Source organism: Acinetobacter sp. ABJ-A23_2 (assembly GCF_044538765.1).
GTDB lineage: Bacteria > Pseudomonadota > Gammaproteobacteria > Pseudomonadales > Moraxellaceae > Acinetobacter > Acinetobacter nosocomialis_A.
The window spans coordinates 1-17,343 of record NZ_JBIUCP010000064.1 but is presented as its reverse complement, the minus strand read 5'-3'; the positions used below and the strand labels follow the sequence as shown (position 1 = coordinate 17,343).

Sequence of the window (17,343 nt, the reverse complement as noted above, 5' to 3'; positions counted from 1 at the left end):
GTTGAGAATTTTTGAATATATATGCGGGAATTTATGATTTTATATTAATCTTGATAATTAGGGGGTTACATAAATAATTTTAAATAAATTTTTCTTGGAACACTATAAAATTAATAATCTTATTTCTTATGTATTGAATAGAAAGAGTAAACATCCATACTTACAAAGACCATGGTAATGTCTTTACGACAACTCAACTATCAATAAATCTGACAGAATCTAACTTTTTGTATCAAATAAAAGCAGTTATCTTACATCTACTTGAGCACAAACTCTTAAAGTGCTCGTCTTTAGTTAAAATTTTTTAGGTATTTAAAATGAATAAAATGCATGTAACTTTGGCTGTAGTAGTCGGTTTAATTGTTGGTGGTGTAGTGGGTGCTCTAGGTTATTCTAAAACTGCCGCACGTTATGATGCTATGACCACCGCATGTGTAATGGTCAATCAAGTAGTTGAATACGGAATTTTAAAGCCTGAACAAGTAAAAGAGTTAGGTGAGCTTACAGGTCAAACCCTTAAGAAAGATTATGCTTCTGTAGCATCAAAATTTAAGTTTTCTGAAAAGCAGTTAGGTAATGCTTCTGAAGGATCTAATTGTAGCCAGTTTATTGTTGGTGTAAACGCAGCGAAGTAATCAAGTTTAAAGCTATAAAAAATAAATTCGCTTCATTTATTCTTAATTTAAAATGCATCGACCACATTTAACGGTGGTTGATGCAATCTATTTACCCTATTTTATATTGGTATGTTTTAGAAGAATGAAAAATATTAACAGCACTTAATCTTAAAACAGCTATCATTTAGGTTGATATTTCATAATCAAAAAATGATATAGAGACTTTAAAATGAAAAAGCTTGCAATGACTTTAGCTGTTTTGGTTCCACTCTCAAGCTATAGCTTAGCCAATGACTCTACGGGGTATGTGGGTACAGGTGGCATTCAGTATTTAAAAAACTCACAAGTTGCGATGCAAAGTGAAGATTTATTTATTAGTAAAAAGATGATTAAAGTCGATTATCTATATAAAAACCTAAGCAATAAAGATGTCACTGAAACTATTTTATTTCCGCTACCACGTGTAGATAACTTTTTTGAAGCAGATTTTGCAGACACAGACGCACTTTTAAAGAGCTTTAAAATTGTAGTGGATGGCCAAAATATAAAACCTGAAATGCATGTCAGAACGTTTATTCAAAAAGATGAAAAATCACCTTTAATGGATGTAACCGATGAGTTTAAGCAATGTGGCTTTACTGAAAAAGACATGCTGAATCCATGGATTCGTAGTAACTATGATTATTTGAATTATCAAGATAGGCTAAACAAATGTAATAAACCACAAATGCAGAAAATTTTAGCTCAATTTGAAAAAGATGATGTAATCCCATGGTCATCTCAAGTCATTTATAGCTGGAAGCAAACCTTTAAAGCCAATAGTTTGACTAAAATTCATCATGAATATAAACCTTTGGTCGGCGGTTCTGTTGCGCTATATCCAGACGAAGATAGTAAGCAATTTTGCATGGATAAACAATTTAAACAGGGTCTTAAAAAAGCACAGGCAGAACATTCGCCGTTTAGTGCTTTAGGTTATATTTTGACGACAGGGGCTAACTGGGCAAAGCCTATTGAAAAATTTAAGTTAACAATTGAACGTGATAAAGGTGAACTGGTTTCATTTTGTTGGGATGGCAAAGTCAACAAAATTAGTCCGACTCAATTTCAAATGACCAAAACCAAGTTTGTACCAAAACAAGACTTAGACGTTATTTTTGTTCATCTGCCATAAGCTCATACAAACTCTAAACTGTATAAAATTGCATCACTTTTGATTGTGTGTCATAACCTAACCATGGCGCACAATAACAAGAGGATGCCGCATGTTGCTCAAGGGAAAAGTAGCAGTAATTTTTGGAGGCAGCGGTGCAATTGGCACTGCGATTGCGCAGGTTTTCCTTCGTGAAGGAGCGCATGTTTATTTATGCGCAAGAGATTTAAATAAACTGCAAAACATCGCGGCACAACTACAAAAATACGAAGGCGCGATACATATCGTTAGTGTTGATGTGCTAGATAGCCAAGCAACCAGTGAGGCAGTTGCTCAAATTGCTCAAGCGACGAGTGGTTTAGATATCGTCATCAATGCAACCAGTTTTATTCATAATCAAGGCAAAGAAATTTTAGAATTAAATCTTGATGAGTTCGTCGGGGGAATAAATCCATTTCTAACGGCGCAGTTTAATATCTCTAAAGCTGTGGTTCCTTATATGGGCGGTAAGCGCGGTGGAACCATCATTTCAATTGTGGCACCTTCAGCACGAATGGCAATACCGGGGCATTTAGGACATATTGTGGGCTGTGCTGGAATTGAGGCCTTTATTAAAGCTCTTGCCAGTGAGCTAGGCCCTAATAATATACGGGTACTCGGTGTGCGCTCACATGCAATTATTGATGCTGTTCAAGCGGGTTCTTATACACGTGAATTGTTTGAGTCTAAAGCACAGGCCATGGGACTCAGCATAGGACAATGGCTTGAAGGTGCTGCTCAGGGTACTATGCTAAAGCGATTACCCACACTTTCACAAGTTGCAGAAACCGTTGCTTTCCTTGTATCAGAGCATGCGAACTCAATGACCGCAACGGTTGTAAATATGACTGCTGGTGCAGTAATCGATTAGTGCAGTTTATTTTTAATCCAATAATCTAAACTAAAATAACGGCCGCCTCCAAGTACAAGTAGAGCAAATAGCATAATCATATAGGTCGTGGCAAATTCAATTCCGTTATTTAAAATAACAAACGAACCGCTCGATGTAAGCCAGTCATAGTTGCCATAGTTCTGTAGGATTTCTCGAGCTTTATCTAACTTTTCAGCAGAAGCCAATACTTGCATGTTAGCAAAGGGGGCATGCGGGTCAGCAATTGCTTGCCATCCATTTGGGAGGTGTACCGTAAATATTGCAACTAACATGGTAGTAATGAGTGGAATACTAATTAAACGGGTAAATAAACCTAGTGTTAAAAGTATGGCACCTGCTAGTTCAGTTGACGTTGCAAGCACGGCCATTAAATAGGGAAAAGGAAGGCCCAATCCACCATCTGAACTGCCGAACCATTCGACAATGTCGTTGAAGTGCATCAGTTTATTTGTACCCGCCATCCAAAATATAGGGACTAGATACAATCGAATAGCCAATGCGGCAATGCCGTCAATATGTTGTAAAGACTTACCGAGGTTTTGATAATATTGAGATAAGCCATAAATAAAGTTCTTCATGATAATTTCACATCCAATGCGATTGAATAATAATTAGTCGGATGGAAACTGTATTTCTTACATAAAAAATTTTTTTATTTACGGTGTAATAAAAAAGGATTTGGTCCGTCTAACTTTATGTACATGTGTACAAACCGAGAAATTAGCATTAAAGGAATACGAAAATGAACAAACTCAACTCAATGACTTCAGTGGCAGCATTATTAGCCCTTTCAGTTGCAGGTGCTACGCAAATGGCTGTAGCAGCAACCAATACAACAACCGAAGTACATGCAACCAAAGCAGCCGATGGTAAATGTGGTGAAGCGAAATGCGGAGCCAACAAAATGAAAAAACATGAAAAGTCTGCTGAAGCAAAATGTGGAGCAAATAAAAAAGCAGCAGATGGTAAATGCGGTGCAACTAAAAAAGCAGCCGACGGCAAGTGCGGGGCAGATAAAAAAGTTGCTGATGGCAAGTGTGGCGCCAAGTAAACAATCTAATCATGGATGATGTCGGCCTTCTAGTAAGTGTCGGCATCATTTCCAAAAGGAGAAATCACCATGATGGAGTTGAATGGTGTGGGGCTTGGCTTAAGACGTGACTTTATAAATGCATTTCTAACGGCAAAAACATATCCAGACTTTATTGAGGTTGCCCCAGAAAATTGGTTAGGTTTTGGTGGTCGACATGCAAAATTACTCGCACAATGTGCTGAAAAAGCGCCATTAATTTGTCACGGCTTGTCATTATCTATTGGAGGACCGCATCCACTTAATCTCGAATTTATAGGTAAAGTAAAAAGCTTTTTAGAACAATATGATGTACCAATTTATTCTGAACATTTAAGTTATACAAATGATGGCGGCTATTTATATGATTTGTTGCCAATACCCATGACAGAAGCAGCTGTTAAATATGTCGCTGAACGTATTTTACGTGTGCAAGATATTTTAGGGAAAAGATTAGTCATAGAGAATGTGTCTACTTATGTCATGCCGAATGCCGAAATGAGTGAAGCTGAATTTATCCGTGAAGTGATTCAACATGCAGACTGTGATTTGCTTCTGGATGTAAATAATGTCTATGTTAACAGTATCAATCATGGTAGCGATGCATTTGGTTTTATTCAGAACATGCCAAAGGAACGAATTCGTTACTTACATATTGCTGGACATGAAAAAGTTCAGAAAAATTTATTAATTGATACGCATGGGGCAGAAGTCTGTGACCGTGTTTGGGAATTACTGAGATATACCTATCAAGTATGTGGAGTAAAACCGACTTTATTAGAACGCGACTTTAATATTCCATCATGGCAAGAATTAGAAGAGGAACTCGCCAAAATTAAACTCATTCAACAACAGGAGAGTGGCTATGAAGGGAAATCAAACATCCTTCCAAACCATGCAACGTCAGTTTTGTGACTGGATTAGAGATCCTGATTTGGAACTACCTCAAGCACTTCCTCCTCAAAGAATGCAAATTTATCGGGATTTACTTTTTAATAATGTCAGCTCATTTATTGAGTTAGTTTATCCGGTCGCTCGTGCGATGTTGCCAGAGTTAAAGTGGCAACAATTGCTGTTAGAATTTTTTCAAAAAGCTAAAAGCCGCTCACCTTTATACAATGATATCTCTTTAGAGTTTAGAGAGTATTTAACAGAGCAACAGCATCCGATATTACAAGAGTATCCTTGGTTGGCTGAGTTATTACAGTTTGAATGGTTGGAGTTGTATTTAGATACTGTTGAAATTGAAGATGTCGTTTTGCATGAAAATTACGCTTGGCAGTTAACCACTAAAGTATGGGTATTGGTTTATCAATATCCCGTTTATACGTGGACGACTTTAATGACACCAGAACAAGTAGAACTTGCACCCGGTGCAGTAATGGTCTGGCGCGATGAACAAGATAGCGTATGTATTGAACAACTCTCTCCACTGTTTGCGATGCTGATTGAACAGTTAACTCAAAATATAGCGTTAACTGACCATGATATTTTCACACTCATTCATTCTGTACTCACTGATTTGTCTGAGCCTGAAATTTATCTGCAAATTCAAGAACTCAAAAACCTCTTATCTCGATTACAATTAATCCAAACTCCCCATGATTTAAAAGAGGCACAAGGATGACTTCAGCCGCGGCATCACGTCATGACGACTTAAGGGAGCAACTGCATAACCCAGCCTTTTTACAAGACTTAAGGCAGCAAATGATTAAATTTGCTTTTTTACAGTTATCCTCACTTCCGCAAGCTGAAGATGTAGTGCAAGAGGCTTTAACCAGTGCTTTTCAAAACTTAGATTCATTTAAAGGGCGGGCTGCGTTCAAAACATGGGTATTCGCTATTTTAAAAAATAAAATTATTGATGTGGTTCGGCAAAAGTCACGTTTGGTCGCCATGTCTGAATTATTTAAAGACGAGGAAAGTGAACTCAGTGTTGATGAATTGTTTGATGCTTCAGGACACTGGCATAAATATGAAGCACCTCAAGCATGGCAAAGTCCTGAAGAAATGATGGAGCAGTCAGATTTTTGGATAATTTTTGAAGCCTGTTTAGATCATTTGCCTGCCAAATATGCTCAGGTTTTTATGATGAGAGAAGTGGTAGAGCTGAGTTCTAACGAAATTTGTAGCAAGCTGGAGTTATCTATTTCAAACTTTAATGTGTTGATGTATCGAAGTCGTACCCGTTTACGGGAATGCTTAGAAAATAAATGGTTACTGAAGGAGGATTGTTCATGTTGACATGTCGACAAGCCACTCAACTGTTGTCTGAAAAACAAGATAGACCGCTTTTTTTACGTGAGCAAAGTAGTTTACAACTGCATTTGTTGGCATGCCGATCATGCCGCCGTTATGCAAAGCAGATCAAAACAATTAGTCAGCTTTCCAAGGCATTTAAAAATTTGGATAACTAACTTTAGTTAAAAATTTATTTATTGCTGGCCTTAACAGGTTAAAAGCTTACATACTATAAAAGCAAAGGAATTTTTAAGACAGGATGAAACGTGAATTTAAAGAATCTTGAAGCATTTTATTGGGTTGTGACGTTAAATAGCTTCAATAAGGCGGCAATTAAATTACAAACGACGCAGCCTGCTGTCTCTCAAAAAATCACATCTCTTGAAAATGAATTAGGTTTTAAGGTTTTAGACCGAAGCTTGCGGCAGTTTAAACTGACCCATAAAGGCATGACCTTATTTAAATATGCTGAAAAGTTTATGCGTTTAGAAACCGATCTGGTCGCAGAGCTTACCGAAAACCAGCATCTGACGGGAACCATACGTTTAGGCGTTTCCGAAACCATTGTATATACGTGGCTCGTTGAATATATCGAAAAAGTTCAACAAGAATTTCCAAAAGTTTCGGTCGAAATTGTGGTTGACCTGACACCTAATTTACAAGAAGGCATTCGTACAGGTGACTTGGATATGGCCTTTTTACTTGGCCCAACCTTGGCTTTTGAATGTATTGAGCAGTCCCTTTGTAACTTTGAACTGAGTTTCTTGGCAGCACCATCGTTTAAAGGTGGAATTGGGCAAATGTCTTTTAAAGCCTTAATGTCGCATACCATTTTAACTTATCCAAAAATTACCTATCCCTATAAAGAATTAAAGGCCAAAATGAAAGAACAGGGCATTGATGAGCCCCTTTCAATTACCAGTTATTCATTAGCGACGTTGTTGCGTCTTGCTGAGCAAGGTTTAGGTATTGCAGTCGTACCGACCTTAACGGCTTTAAAGGAAATTACAGACGGGCGATTGGAAATATTAGATACGCCTATTCGCTTAAAAACCTTTCATTTCACGTCTATTTATATTCACGGAAATGACGTTGCCTTGAAAGAAAAATTAACCGAGGTCGCTGTTAAAGTCTCAGCGAGTGCCATGAAAAGGCTGAATGAGCAAATTAAAAAATAAGTAGAATCGGTTATCTTTTCATCTCATTTTTCTTCTCTAAATTATCGCTGCTTGTATGCAACGTCATAAAGGCAGCTTATGAAAGTCGATAAGTAAAATTTATCCTGAATTTTAATGAAATTAAAAAATAATAAAAATTAAATACTTATAAATTTTAATTTATGTAAAAAGTCTTATTGTCCGTAGGGATGAGCTATGTTTTTATTTGAGGTACAAGATTTGATCACCGATTAAGTTGATTGGGGAATAGGGAATCTTTGTCATTTTAAAGGATTAAAGAATATCGTTTGGGACAAAAATGATGTTCTTGGTTCAACTTGAAATAGCGTTGTTAAGCTCAAATGGATGAGGAACGCATTAATATGTCTTTACTGAAATCTTCTTTTTTATCAGATCGCCAATGGGCCATTGTTGCCTCAATCTTTATGATGGCGACCTCTGCAATGGGGCCAGGATTTTTAACCCAAACTGCTGTATTTACAGTGAAGTTAGGCGCTGCATTTGGCTTTGCCATTTTAGTTTCCATTCTCATTGATTATGTCGTTCAACAAAACATTTGGCGAGTGGTCACACTCACTCAAATGCGTGCATCAGATATTGCCAATAAAGCATTACCGGGTAGTGGTTATTTACTAGCGTTTCTGGTGATTTTGGGCGGTTTTTTCTTTAGTGTGGGTAACATCGCAGGTGCGGCTTTAGGTTTAAATGCACTTTTTGGCCTAGACACAAAGTGGGGCGGTATTTTAAGTGGTGCCTTAGCCATTTTGATTTTTGCATCAAGAAAAGCAACGCTTGCCATGGATAAAAGCATGATCGTGTTGGGATTGCTTAAAATCCTGCTGATTATTATCGTTGCCGTCATTGTAATGCCTCCTGTTGGTCAAGCTGTACATCAAACTTTTGCGCCAGATCATATCGACTTTGCCATTATTACCACCATTGTTGGTGGTACGGTTGGTGGCTATATCTGCTATGCAGGCGCACATCGTTTACTCGATAAAGGCGCTGTTGGCCCTGAAAATATTGATGAAGTTGCAAAAGCTGCGACCAAGGGCATTATTGTTGTCGGTATCATGCGCTATGTGCTGTTCTTAGCATTCTTAGGTGTGGTGGTGAGCGGTGCAACTATTGATTTAGCGAGCCATGATGCCAATCCGGCAGCTCAAGCATTCCAATATGCAGCGGGTACATTTGGTTTTAAATTATTTGGTTTAATTTTCTGGGCAGCAGGTATTAGTAGCACCATCGGCGCAGCATATACTTCGGTTTCATTCTTTACTGCATTTAAAAAGAATTTAACTCCAAAACAAACCAACTATACGACCATTACCTTTATCGCATTGGCTTTATTGTTGTATGTGTTATTGGGTGCAACTCCAGCAGGTCTGCTCATTTTTGTAGGTGGTTTTAACGGTTTGGTGTTGCCAATTGGTCTTACAATTTTTGTGTATGTTGCTGCATGCCGTAAAGATTTAATGGGTAATTATAACTATCCAAAATGGTTGCTTATTTTGGGTGGGTTAACATGTCTGTTGACATGGTGGATGGGCTATATGTCATTTACGACAGTATTTAACTATTTGACCAAGCTTTAAGCCAGACTTTGTTAAGTGATAAAGGAATAATGCCATGTTTGTAGATTTAAATAGTGATTTGGGTGAAAGCTTTGGATCATGGAAAATGGGTAATGATGATCAGATTTTACCTGTTGTAACCAGTGCCAATATTGCGTGTGGCTTCCATGCTGGCGACCCACTCGGCATTTTAAAAACGGTTCGTAAAGCAGTGGAGCTTGGCGTGACCATTGGCGCTCACGTGTCTTATCCAGACCTTGTAGGCTTTGGTCGCCGTAATATGGATTTGTCACGTGATGAGCTTATTGCCGATGTGCTTTACCAAATTTCTGCACTCGATGGCTTGGCGAAAGTGGCAGGCTCAAAAGTGCAATACGTTAAACCACATGGCGCGCTCTACAACACCATTGCACATGACCAAGCACAGGCAGCAGCCGTGATTGATGCGATTAAAATGTATAACCCTGAATTGGTTTTGGTGGCTTTGGCTGGATCGAACTTAGTTGAGCAGGCACGTGCGGCTGGCTTAAAAGTTGTGTCTGAGGCATTTGCAGACCGCGCTTATAACAGCGATGGTTCACTGGTGTCTCGTCGTCTAGAAGGTGCGGTTTTACACGACTCGGCATTTGTTGCGAGCCGTGTGGTTTCAATGCTTAAAAATGGTGGGGTAGAGTCAATTGACGGTGTCTTTACACCAATTCAGGCCGATACCATTTGCCTACATGGCGACACCGACGGTGCATTAGAAATGTCAGCAGCAATTAAAGCTGAGCTTGTAAAAAACAATATTGAAATCCGCCCGTTTGTAAACAAAGCATAAGGATGAGCACCATGTATAAGGATATTAAAGTCGACCCAGCTCAGCTTGAAGCCGCTTTAGATGCACGTTTAAAAATCCGTGCAGGTTTTGATAAACCGACAGCAGGTATGGCTGCGGGCATGACGCAGGTCAATATGATTTCGGTGCCAAAAGAGTGGGCATACGACTTTTTACTCTATGCGCATCGTAACCCGCAAAGCTGTCCAGTGCTTGATGTGCTCGAAGAAGGCATCTATGCAACTAAGCTTGCCGCAGACTCAGACATTCGAACTGACTTTCCGCGTTATCGCATTTGGAAAGATGGCGAAATGGTCGATGAAGTGACTGATGCAAGAGAAATTTATAATGCTCATCCTGATTTGGTGACTTTCTTAATTGGTTGCAGTTTTTCGTTTGAAACAGCTTTGCAAGAAGCGGGTATTGAAGTTCGTCATATTCATGACGATACCAATGTGCCGATGTATTTGAGCAATATCAAGTGCCAACCAGCAGGGCGTATTTCAGGAAATATGGTGGTTTCCATGCGACCAATTCCGTCTCATCAAATTAGTGAAGCGGTAAAAATTACCGCACGTATGCCAAGTGTACATGGGGCACCTGTCCATATCGGGCACCCTGAAAGCTTAGGAATTTTGGATGTAAATAAGCCCGACTTTGGCGATGCTTCACGTATTGAAGCGGATGAAATTCCCGTGTTTTGGGCATGTGGGGTAACACCGCAAGCAGCAGTGATGAACTCGAGAATTCCTTTTGCGATTAGTCATGCACCGGGTTACATGTTTATTACCGATATTCCTGACCGCGCTTGGATGAGCTAAATAGCTAAAGAAGAATTAAAAGGATAAGCAAATGCGTTTTTTATCGGTAAACGCCGATTGTTTTCTGATTGAGCTTGCGAGCTTAGAGGAAACTTTGGCGTTGTACAATAAATTGCAAAATACGCAATTGAATGGAATTAAAGACTTAGTCCCCGCTGCAAAAACAATTTTGGTTTTCTTTAACGAGATCGAAACCAACTTTAAAACGCTGGTTGCTTCAATTCAGAGCCTCAAAGTTGATTCTAGATTTGAGCGCAGTAGCCAAGAAGTGGTTGTGCCGATTTGCTATAACGGCGAAGACCTTGCACAGGTTGCCGAGCTACAAGGTTTGTCTGTTGCCGATGTGATTAGAAAGCACCACCAAAGCGTGTGGAATGTGGCTTTTATTGGTTTTGCGCCGGGCTTTGCTTATATGAGCAGTCCCGATAAGCCTTTTACCGATATTCCACGCTTAACGGTTCCGCGTAAAAAAATACCGTCAGGCTCGTTGGGCTTGGCTGGGAAATACTCTGGTATTTACCCAAAAGACAGTCCGGGTGGCTGGCAGCTGATTGGTACAACATCGGAAAAAATGTGGGATTTAGAGCGTAAAAATCCTGCATTGCTGTTACCGGGCATGACTGTGCATTTTGAAGATGTTACGCATAACCCAACAACAGTGAATGTGCCGCAGCAAATTACGCATAAGGTTGAACCTAAACAATCTGTACCGCTGTTTACGATTACTGCGCCAAGTTTACAAATGCTTATTCAAGACGAAGGGCGTTTAAACCAGACTAATATTGGGGTTGGTGTTGCAGGTGCAATGGACTTGTCTGCAATGCATAGTGCTAACCGTATTGTGGGTAATCCAACCGATACACCAGTCATTGAAGTTTTAAATGGCGGCCTAAAAGCCAAAATGCAGCATGCTGGCGTTATTGCGGTGGCAGGTGCCATTTCAAACATTCGTGTGAAATTTGCCGACGGTCAAACCGCGGACTTTGCAAGCTATCAACCGATTGATTTGGATGAAGGCGATGAATTCCAAATTCAGCCACCAACAGCAGGCTTAAGAAACTATTTGGCAGTTCGTGGTGGTATAGATGTTGAACCAGTGCTCAATAGTGCTTCGTTTGACAGCTTGGCGGTGTTAGGTCCAGAACCTTTAAAACTTGGAGATACTATTTACCAAGGACAGGTCAAGGCAACCAACATTAGCGTAAATGAAGTGGGCAAAAGCGATTTACCAAAAGCTGGCGAAGAAGTTGAGCTAGACATTGTAATGGGGCCACGCACAGACTGGTTCGAACAAGACAGTATTGAACTGCTCTGTCAGCAAGAATGGCTTGTGACCAATGAAAGCAACCGAGTCGGGCTAAGACTTTCAGGTGCACAGCCTTTAACTCGCAAAATCACCTACGAGCTGGAAAGTGAAGGCACATGCATTGGCGCTTTACAAATTCCACCGAGTGGCCAACCCGTTTTGTTTATGAATGATCATCCTTTAACGGGCGGATATCCGGTCATTGCCTCTGTTGCTAAACACCATTGGGACTTGGTGGCACAGATTCCAGCAGGTTGCCGCATCAAATTTAAAAAAATTGCCGAATTTATAGATTTTGAGAATGAAAGATGAGTACAGAAAAATTATTGATTGCTAACCGTGGTGAAATTGCCGTTCGTATTATTCATGCTTGCCGTGATATGGGCATTTCATCGGTCGCGTTATATGCAGATGACGACATTGGCAGCATGCATGTCGAACTTGCAGATGAAGCATGGGGTTTGGCTGGTGCGACTGCTAGCGAGACTTACCTAAATATTCCAGCCATTATCGAAGTTGCAAAGAAATCGAAAGCGACCATGGTGCATCCAGGTTATGGATTTTTATCTGAGCGTGCTGAATTTGCTCAAGCTGTGATTGATGCGGGTTTAAAATGGGTCGGGCCATCACCAAGTGCCATTGAAAAACTAGGCGATAAAATCGAAGCACGTAAAATTGCTGCTTCGGTAGGTGCGCCCTTAGTTCAAGGTACACAAGACCCACTTAATAATGCAGAGGAAGCTTTAGAGTTTGCCAAGCAATATGGTTTACCGATTGCCATTAAAGCGGCGTTTGGTGGCGGTGGCCGCGGCTTAAAAGTTGCGTGGAAACTCGAAGAAGTTCAAGAGCTTTATGAGTCGGCAGTACGTGAAGCAAAAGCTGCCTTTGGCCGTGGTGAATGTTTTGTCGAGCAATATCTCGATAAACCGCGCCATGTAGAGGCACAAGTCATAGCTGACCAACATGGCAATATTGTGGTACTGGGTACACGCGATTGCTCGTTGCAACGCCGTAACCAAAAGTTAGTCGAAGAAGCACCAGCGCCTTTTATTAGCGATGAGATTTACCAGCAAATTTTAACCTCGGCAAAAAACATTTGTCAGGCCGCAAACTATGTGGGTGCGGGAACAGTTGAATATTTACTGAGTCGTGATGGGAAGCTTTCATTTTTAGAAGTAAATACGCGTTTGCAAGTTGAACACCCTGTGACTGAAGAAACCTCAAAAGTTGATTTGGTGGTTGAGCAAATTCGCGTGGCACAAGGTGAAGTGCTTTCTATTAAAGAAACACCAAAGGCACAAGGTCATGCCATTGAGTTTCGTATAAATGCCGAAGACCCAGCACGTGGTTTTATTCCTGCATTTGGTGTGTTGAGTTTATTTGAAGCACCATTTGGTAACGGTGTACGCGTGGACACTGGTGTTCGTACTGGATCATTAGTGTCTAGCCATTTTGATTCACTGATGGCAAAACTGATTGTGACTGGTCCAACTCGTGAAATTGCAATTTCACGAGCTAAACGTGCTTTAAAACAATTTAAAATTGAAGGTGTGGCATCGGTTTTAGATTTTCACCGTGCAGTACTTAATGAACCTGACTTTACCGATGAGTTTAATGTACACACACGTTGGATTGAAAATGACTTCAAACAAGAGTTGAAACCGACTAAACGCGGTATTCCAAACCATCAACAACCAATGCTACTCAGCTACATTGAAATTGATGGCAAGTTACATCGTTTAGGTTTACCTGCGGGTATGTTTGCACAAGGACCAGCAACCGCCGTTCAAGCCCAAACGGCCGAGCTAGAAGTAAGTGCTGAGCATTTACTTGCCCCAATTAATGGTGTGATTAGCGCTTGGAAAGTCGAGAATGGTGAGCAAGTGACAGAAGGCCAAGTGGTTGCCATTATGGAAGCCATGAAAATGGAAGTGCAGGTACTTGCACACCGTAGTGGTGTTATTCAGATTAGTGCAGAGAAGGGTGCAACCTGCCATGCAGAAACTGTAATTGCGAGTATTAATTAATATTTAAATATGCCATTTGGCTTGAGGATGCTTTTAGTTTGATCGGGTCAAATCGAATGCTTATTAATTAACTCAATCAGGCATTTTTCAGGTTTTCATTAACCATTTACAACTTGAAAGCCTGTACGGGTTATGAGATATTTGTCACAGATTGGTGGTATAAATATTGATCACTGTATTTAAAGCTCGCTTATGCGAGCTTTAATTTTTAGCCCAGTTTAAGCATTTCTCACTTAATGAGCTGGCAGCATAAAAAAAATTTGAGAATTTGGCACTCACTCAAAGGCGAATTGAAGAAAGCGAATGAAAATTCTACCTTCATCTGAATATGATCAAATTCTAAAATACAGTGTCTATTGGCTCGTCATCTCGATTGTGATCGGAGTCGTAGCGGGGTTGGCATCGACCTTAATTTTTGTCGCTTTTGATATTTCAAATAAAGTCCGAAGTCTGCATCACTGGCTCATCTACTTTTTGCCTTTCGTGGGTTTTGGCATTGGTTACCTCATTAAAAAATATGGTTCACCGATTGAACGGGGAACACATTTACTCCTAGATGAAATTCACCAGCCGAAGTCGTTTATTCCAAAACGAATGAGCCCCATCATTTTTATTACCTCAATTTTAACGCAACTGTTTGGTGGTTCGGCAGGGCGTGAGGCACCAGCCGTACAGCTTTCGGGTGCCTTAATTGACCACTTAAGTCATATATTAAAAATCTCGGAAGATAACCGAAAAATTTGCTTAATCGCCAGTATCGGTGCTGGCTTTGCAGGGGTGTTTGGCTTGCCTTTGGCTGGTGCAATCTATGGCTTAGAAATTACCGCTTTAGGTAATTTAAGATATTCAGCCATTTTCCCATGTTTTGTGTCGGCGCTTATTGCTTCGACTATCCCTGAGCTATTCGATATTGTTCACCCGCACATCTACTATGTGATTAGCGAGTTTCCAGCGATTCATTTTGGCGTGCTCATGAGCTTAATTGCGGCAGGGCTGGTTTTTGGTTTAGCTGCGCGTTTCTTTATTGCTGCTATTCATTTGGCAAGTGACCTCTTTTATAAATACATTCGCTATTTGCCATTAAGAACAATGGTCGGCGGTATTGTCATTATGCTACTGACGTTGTTCACTGCGCATCAGCAGTACAACGGTTTAGGTACAGATAAAATCATTGCATCTTTTTATGTACCGATTGAATTTTACGACTTTTTTAATAAGACCGTTTTTACTGCTATTACTTTAGGTTCTGGTTTTAAAGGTGGCGAAATTACGCCGTTGTTCTATGTTGGTGCGACATTAGGTAATGCTTTAGGAGCAGTTTTAAACTTACCACTTTCATTGCTTGCAGGCTTAGGCTTGGTGAGTTTGTTTTCTGGGGCAAGTAAGGCACCGTTAACGTCTATTATTTTAGCGATTGAACTATTTGGAATGAATGTTGCGACTTATGCCATTATTACATGTTTATTGGCAGCATTATTTTCTGGGGATTGTGGGTTGTATCGCCGTAAAAAGTTGATGGATTAGTGAGTAGTTTACATGGGGCTTGCTTGGGGGGAATCTAATCAGCTCATTTTTGACATTGTATCTAATAATAACTTTTGATTCGAACTTAAAATTCAATTCTCGACGCTTTTTTGCTTGAATTTAATGAGTTTTTTAAGCTATATGTTTTATAGTTTGATAACATATTTGTGCAATATCTAAGCATTTTAAAGAATTCAATAACTTAAAATGACTGAATTTTAATTTTAAAAAATAAAGGGGTTATTATGTTTAGTAAAGGGTCAGAATGGAGAAAGTGGGATCTACATGTACATACGCCTGAATCTCTTGATCATAAATATGGAGATAATTGTGAAGCTACTTGGGAAAAATATCTAACAGATTTAGAAAACCTACCTGATTCCTTCAAAGTATTAGGCATTAACGATTATTTTTTTATTGATGGATATGAACGTATTCTACAAGAAAAAGCTAAAGGACGATTGCAGAATATTGATTTGATTTTACCAGTTGTGGAGTTCAGATTACAGGAATTTGCTGGCGTTCAATTTGGAAAGTTAAACCGTATAAATCTTCATGTTATTTTTGCAGATGAAAAAGTTTTACCTTTAGATCAGATAAAATCACAGTTTTTAAATACATTACAAGCTAAATACATTTTAGAGAAAGAGCACTCCCCTTGGAATTATAGTGTTACACGAGAATCAGTAGAACTTCTTGGGAAATCTATTAAGCAAAATGTACCTGAGAATCAATTAAGTAATTATGGTTCAGATTTAATTGAAGGTTTTAATAATCTAAATTTAAGTCTTGAATCAATTGTTTCAAGTTTAGATAAAAGTTGTTTTAAGGGTAAGTACTTAATTGCTATTGGAAAAACTGAATGGGATCAGCTTAAGTGGACAGATGGTTCTATAGCGGTTAAAAAAAGTTTAATTAATAATGCACATATTGTTTTTACCTCAGCAGAATCATATGAAACGTTCAATAATGCTAAACAAAAGCTAAAGCAGAATGGTGTCAATGATTTATTATTAGATTGCAGCGATGCTCATAATTTTTCAGATAAAACAAGTGACAAAGATAGAATCGGAAATTGTTTCACATGGATAAAAGCTGATCCGACTTTTGCGGGTTTAGTACAAGCCACATTAGAACCCCAAAATAGAATTTATATTGGTGAATTGCCAGAAAAAGAATTAGTTAAACAGGGTAAAGGCAGTTACTTCATTGATAAAATAGAAATTTCAAAAAAATCTTCAGCATCTAGTGATCATACTTGGCTTGATGGAACAAACCTTAAACTTAGCCATGATCTTGTAGCAATAATTGGAAAAAAAGGTAGTGGAAAGAGTGCTTTGGCTGACGTGATTTCCCTTCTAGGTAATTCTAAGTCGAGTAGTAAATTCTTTTCATTCCTAAAAGATGGTCGGTTCAAAGGTAAAGGCGGATTTGCATCAGATTTTGAAGCAAGCATAACATGGTTGAATGGTATAAAAGAATGTCAATCATTAGATTCAAGTGTCGACCATGGAAAAGCAGAAAGAGTCCGTTATATTCCACAGGTATATTTTGAAAAACTTTGTAATCCTGATCAGGGGGATAAAGAATTTCAAAATGAACTAAATTCAGTAATATTTTCTTACTTGTCTGAAGAGGATAGAAAGGGGTGTACATCTCTTGACTCATTAATTAAGTTCAAAGAAAGTGCTTTAAATGATCAATTATCTTCACTCAAAGTTGTTCTAAGTAAGTTAAATACAGAGATTGAAGACTTAGAATTTCAAGCACAAGCAGGTGTGAGGAATATTTTAGAAAGTAAAAGACAATTAAAGTTACAGGAATTGCAAGATCATGAATCAATTAAGCCTATTGAAGTTGAATCTCCAAGTGAAGTGCTTACACCAGAACAACAGTCTTTAAAGACAAAGATGGATGCTAATAATTCACGCCAGATTAAATTATTGGATGAAGTGAAAAAACTCAACGAATTAATTGTTGAGAATCAAAGAAAGATTTTTCTTGCTAAACAAATTTTTGATAAATCTAAATTTTTAAAAGAACAGGTTCAAACATTTAAAGACCAAATTAGTGAAAGTTTAAAAG

Annotated in this window: 16 protein-coding genes and 1 pseudogene; 16 read left to right on the top strand and 1 reads right to left on the bottom strand. The window is 39.0% G+C overall.

Annotated elements, in window-relative coordinates; genetic code table 11:
- Positions 1–317 precede the first annotated feature (317 nt).
- From ACH63V_RS16725 to ACH63V_RS16715, 3 genes are all read left to right on the top strand, one after another.
- Positions 318–635: a hypothetical protein gene (locus ACH63V_RS16725; protein ID WP_396464126.1), complete on the top strand. Its 318-nt coding sequence runs from the start codon at positions 318–320 to the stop codon at positions 633–635.
- Between the two features lie 211 nt (positions 636–846).
- The gene (locus tag ACH63V_RS16720; RefSeq protein ID WP_396464125.1) at positions 847–1,791 is read left to right on the top strand and encodes a DUF4424 family protein; all 945 of its coding nucleotides are present in this window, start codon (positions 847–849) and stop codon (positions 1,789–1,791) included.
- Between the two features lie 91 nt (positions 1,792–1,882).
- Positions 1,883–2,680 carry an SDR family NAD(P)-dependent oxidoreductase gene (locus ACH63V_RS16715; protein ID WP_396464124.1) on the top strand — a complete coding sequence of 266 codons (798 nt, stop codon included), beginning with the start codon at positions 1,883–1,885 and terminating at the stop codon, positions 2,678–2,680.
- Here the strand turns inward: ACH63V_RS16715 and ACH63V_RS16710 are convergent.
- On the bottom strand, positions 2,677–3,279 hold the full coding sequence (locus tag ACH63V_RS16710; protein ID WP_396464123.1) for a DoxX family protein: 603 nt from the start codon (positions 3,277–3,279) through the stop codon (positions 2,677–2,679). The genes ACH63V_RS16715 and ACH63V_RS16710 overlap by 4 nt on opposite strands.
- 164 nt (positions 3,280–3,443) lie before the next feature.
- On the opposite strand from ACH63V_RS16710, the gene ACH63V_RS16705 reads away from it, so the two are divergent.
- From ACH63V_RS16705 to ACH63V_RS16645, 13 genes and pseudogenes are all read left to right on the top strand, one after another.
- Entirely contained in the window at positions 3,444–3,752 is a 309-nt protein-coding gene (locus tag ACH63V_RS16705) for a hypothetical protein (protein ID WP_004709615.1), read from the top strand.
- Positions 3,753–3,821: 69 nt separating this feature from the next.
- Positions 3,822–4,685 carry a DUF692 domain-containing protein gene (locus ACH63V_RS16700; RefSeq protein WP_396464121.1) on the top strand — a complete coding sequence of 288 codons (864 nt, stop codon included), beginning with the start codon at positions 3,822–3,824 and terminating at the stop codon, positions 4,683–4,685.
- Positions 4,636–5,397, top strand: a complete 762-nt coding sequence (locus ACH63V_RS16695; RefSeq protein WP_396464120.1) for a DUF2063 domain-containing protein — start codon at positions 4,636–4,638, stop codon at positions 5,395–5,397. Before ACH63V_RS16700 ends, ACH63V_RS16695 begins: the two co-directional genes overlap by 50 nt.
- The gene (locus ACH63V_RS16690) at positions 5,394–6,014 is read left to right on the top strand and encodes an RNA polymerase factor sigma-70 (RefSeq protein WP_396464119.1); all 621 of its coding nucleotides are present in this window, start codon (positions 5,394–5,396) and stop codon (positions 6,012–6,014) included. The genes ACH63V_RS16695 and ACH63V_RS16690 overlap by 4 nt, the downstream gene beginning before the upstream one ends.
- Positions 6,008–6,187 (top strand): zf-HC2 domain-containing protein, encoded by a 180-nt coding sequence (locus ACH63V_RS16685; RefSeq protein ID WP_004702527.1) that lies wholly within the window; start codon positions 6,008–6,010, stop codon positions 6,185–6,187. The genes ACH63V_RS16690 and ACH63V_RS16685 overlap by 7 nt, the downstream gene beginning before the upstream one ends.
- A gap of 90 nt (positions 6,188–6,277) precedes the next feature.
- Positions 6,278–7,189, top strand: coding sequence for a LysR family transcriptional regulator MumR (gene mumR / locus ACH63V_RS16680; RefSeq protein WP_077168284.1), 912 nt, complete (start codon positions 6,278–6,280; stop codon positions 7,187–7,189).
- 341 nt (positions 7,190–7,530) lie between these two features.
- Entirely contained in the window at positions 7,531–8,784 is a 1,254-nt protein-coding gene (locus ACH63V_RS16675) for an NRAMP family divalent metal transporter (protein ID WP_077164203.1), read from the top strand.
- Between the two features lie 34 nt (positions 8,785–8,818).
- Positions 8,819–9,583 (top strand): LamB/YcsF family protein, encoded by a 765-nt coding sequence (locus tag ACH63V_RS16670; RefSeq protein ID WP_000496072.1) that lies wholly within the window; start codon positions 8,819–8,821, stop codon positions 9,581–9,583.
- A gap of 2 nt (positions 9,584–9,585) precedes the next feature.
- Positions 9,586–10,401, top strand: coding sequence for a putative hydro-lyase (locus tag ACH63V_RS16665; RefSeq protein ID WP_396464118.1), 816 nt, complete (start codon positions 9,586–9,588; stop codon positions 10,399–10,401).
- Between the two features lie 31 nt (positions 10,402–10,432).
- Entirely contained in the window at positions 10,433–12,019 is a 1,587-nt protein-coding gene (locus ACH63V_RS16660) for a 5-oxoprolinase/urea amidolyase family protein (RefSeq protein WP_396464117.1), read from the top strand.
- The gene (locus ACH63V_RS16655; protein ID WP_396464116.1) at positions 12,016–13,734 is read left to right on the top strand and encodes an acetyl/propionyl/methylcrotonyl-CoA carboxylase subunit alpha; all 1,719 of its coding nucleotides are present in this window, start codon (positions 12,016–12,018) and stop codon (positions 13,732–13,734) included. The genes ACH63V_RS16660 and ACH63V_RS16655 overlap by 4 nt, the downstream gene beginning before the upstream one ends.
- 303 nt (positions 13,735–14,037) lie before the next feature.
- Positions 14,038–15,258, top strand: a complete 1,221-nt coding sequence (locus tag ACH63V_RS16650; RefSeq protein WP_311087915.1) for a chloride channel protein — start codon at positions 14,038–14,040, stop codon at positions 15,256–15,258.
- A gap of 245 nt (positions 15,259–15,503) precedes the next feature.
- Positions 15,504–17,343, top strand: a pseudogene (locus ACH63V_RS16645) (hypothetical protein); the annotation flags it as partial.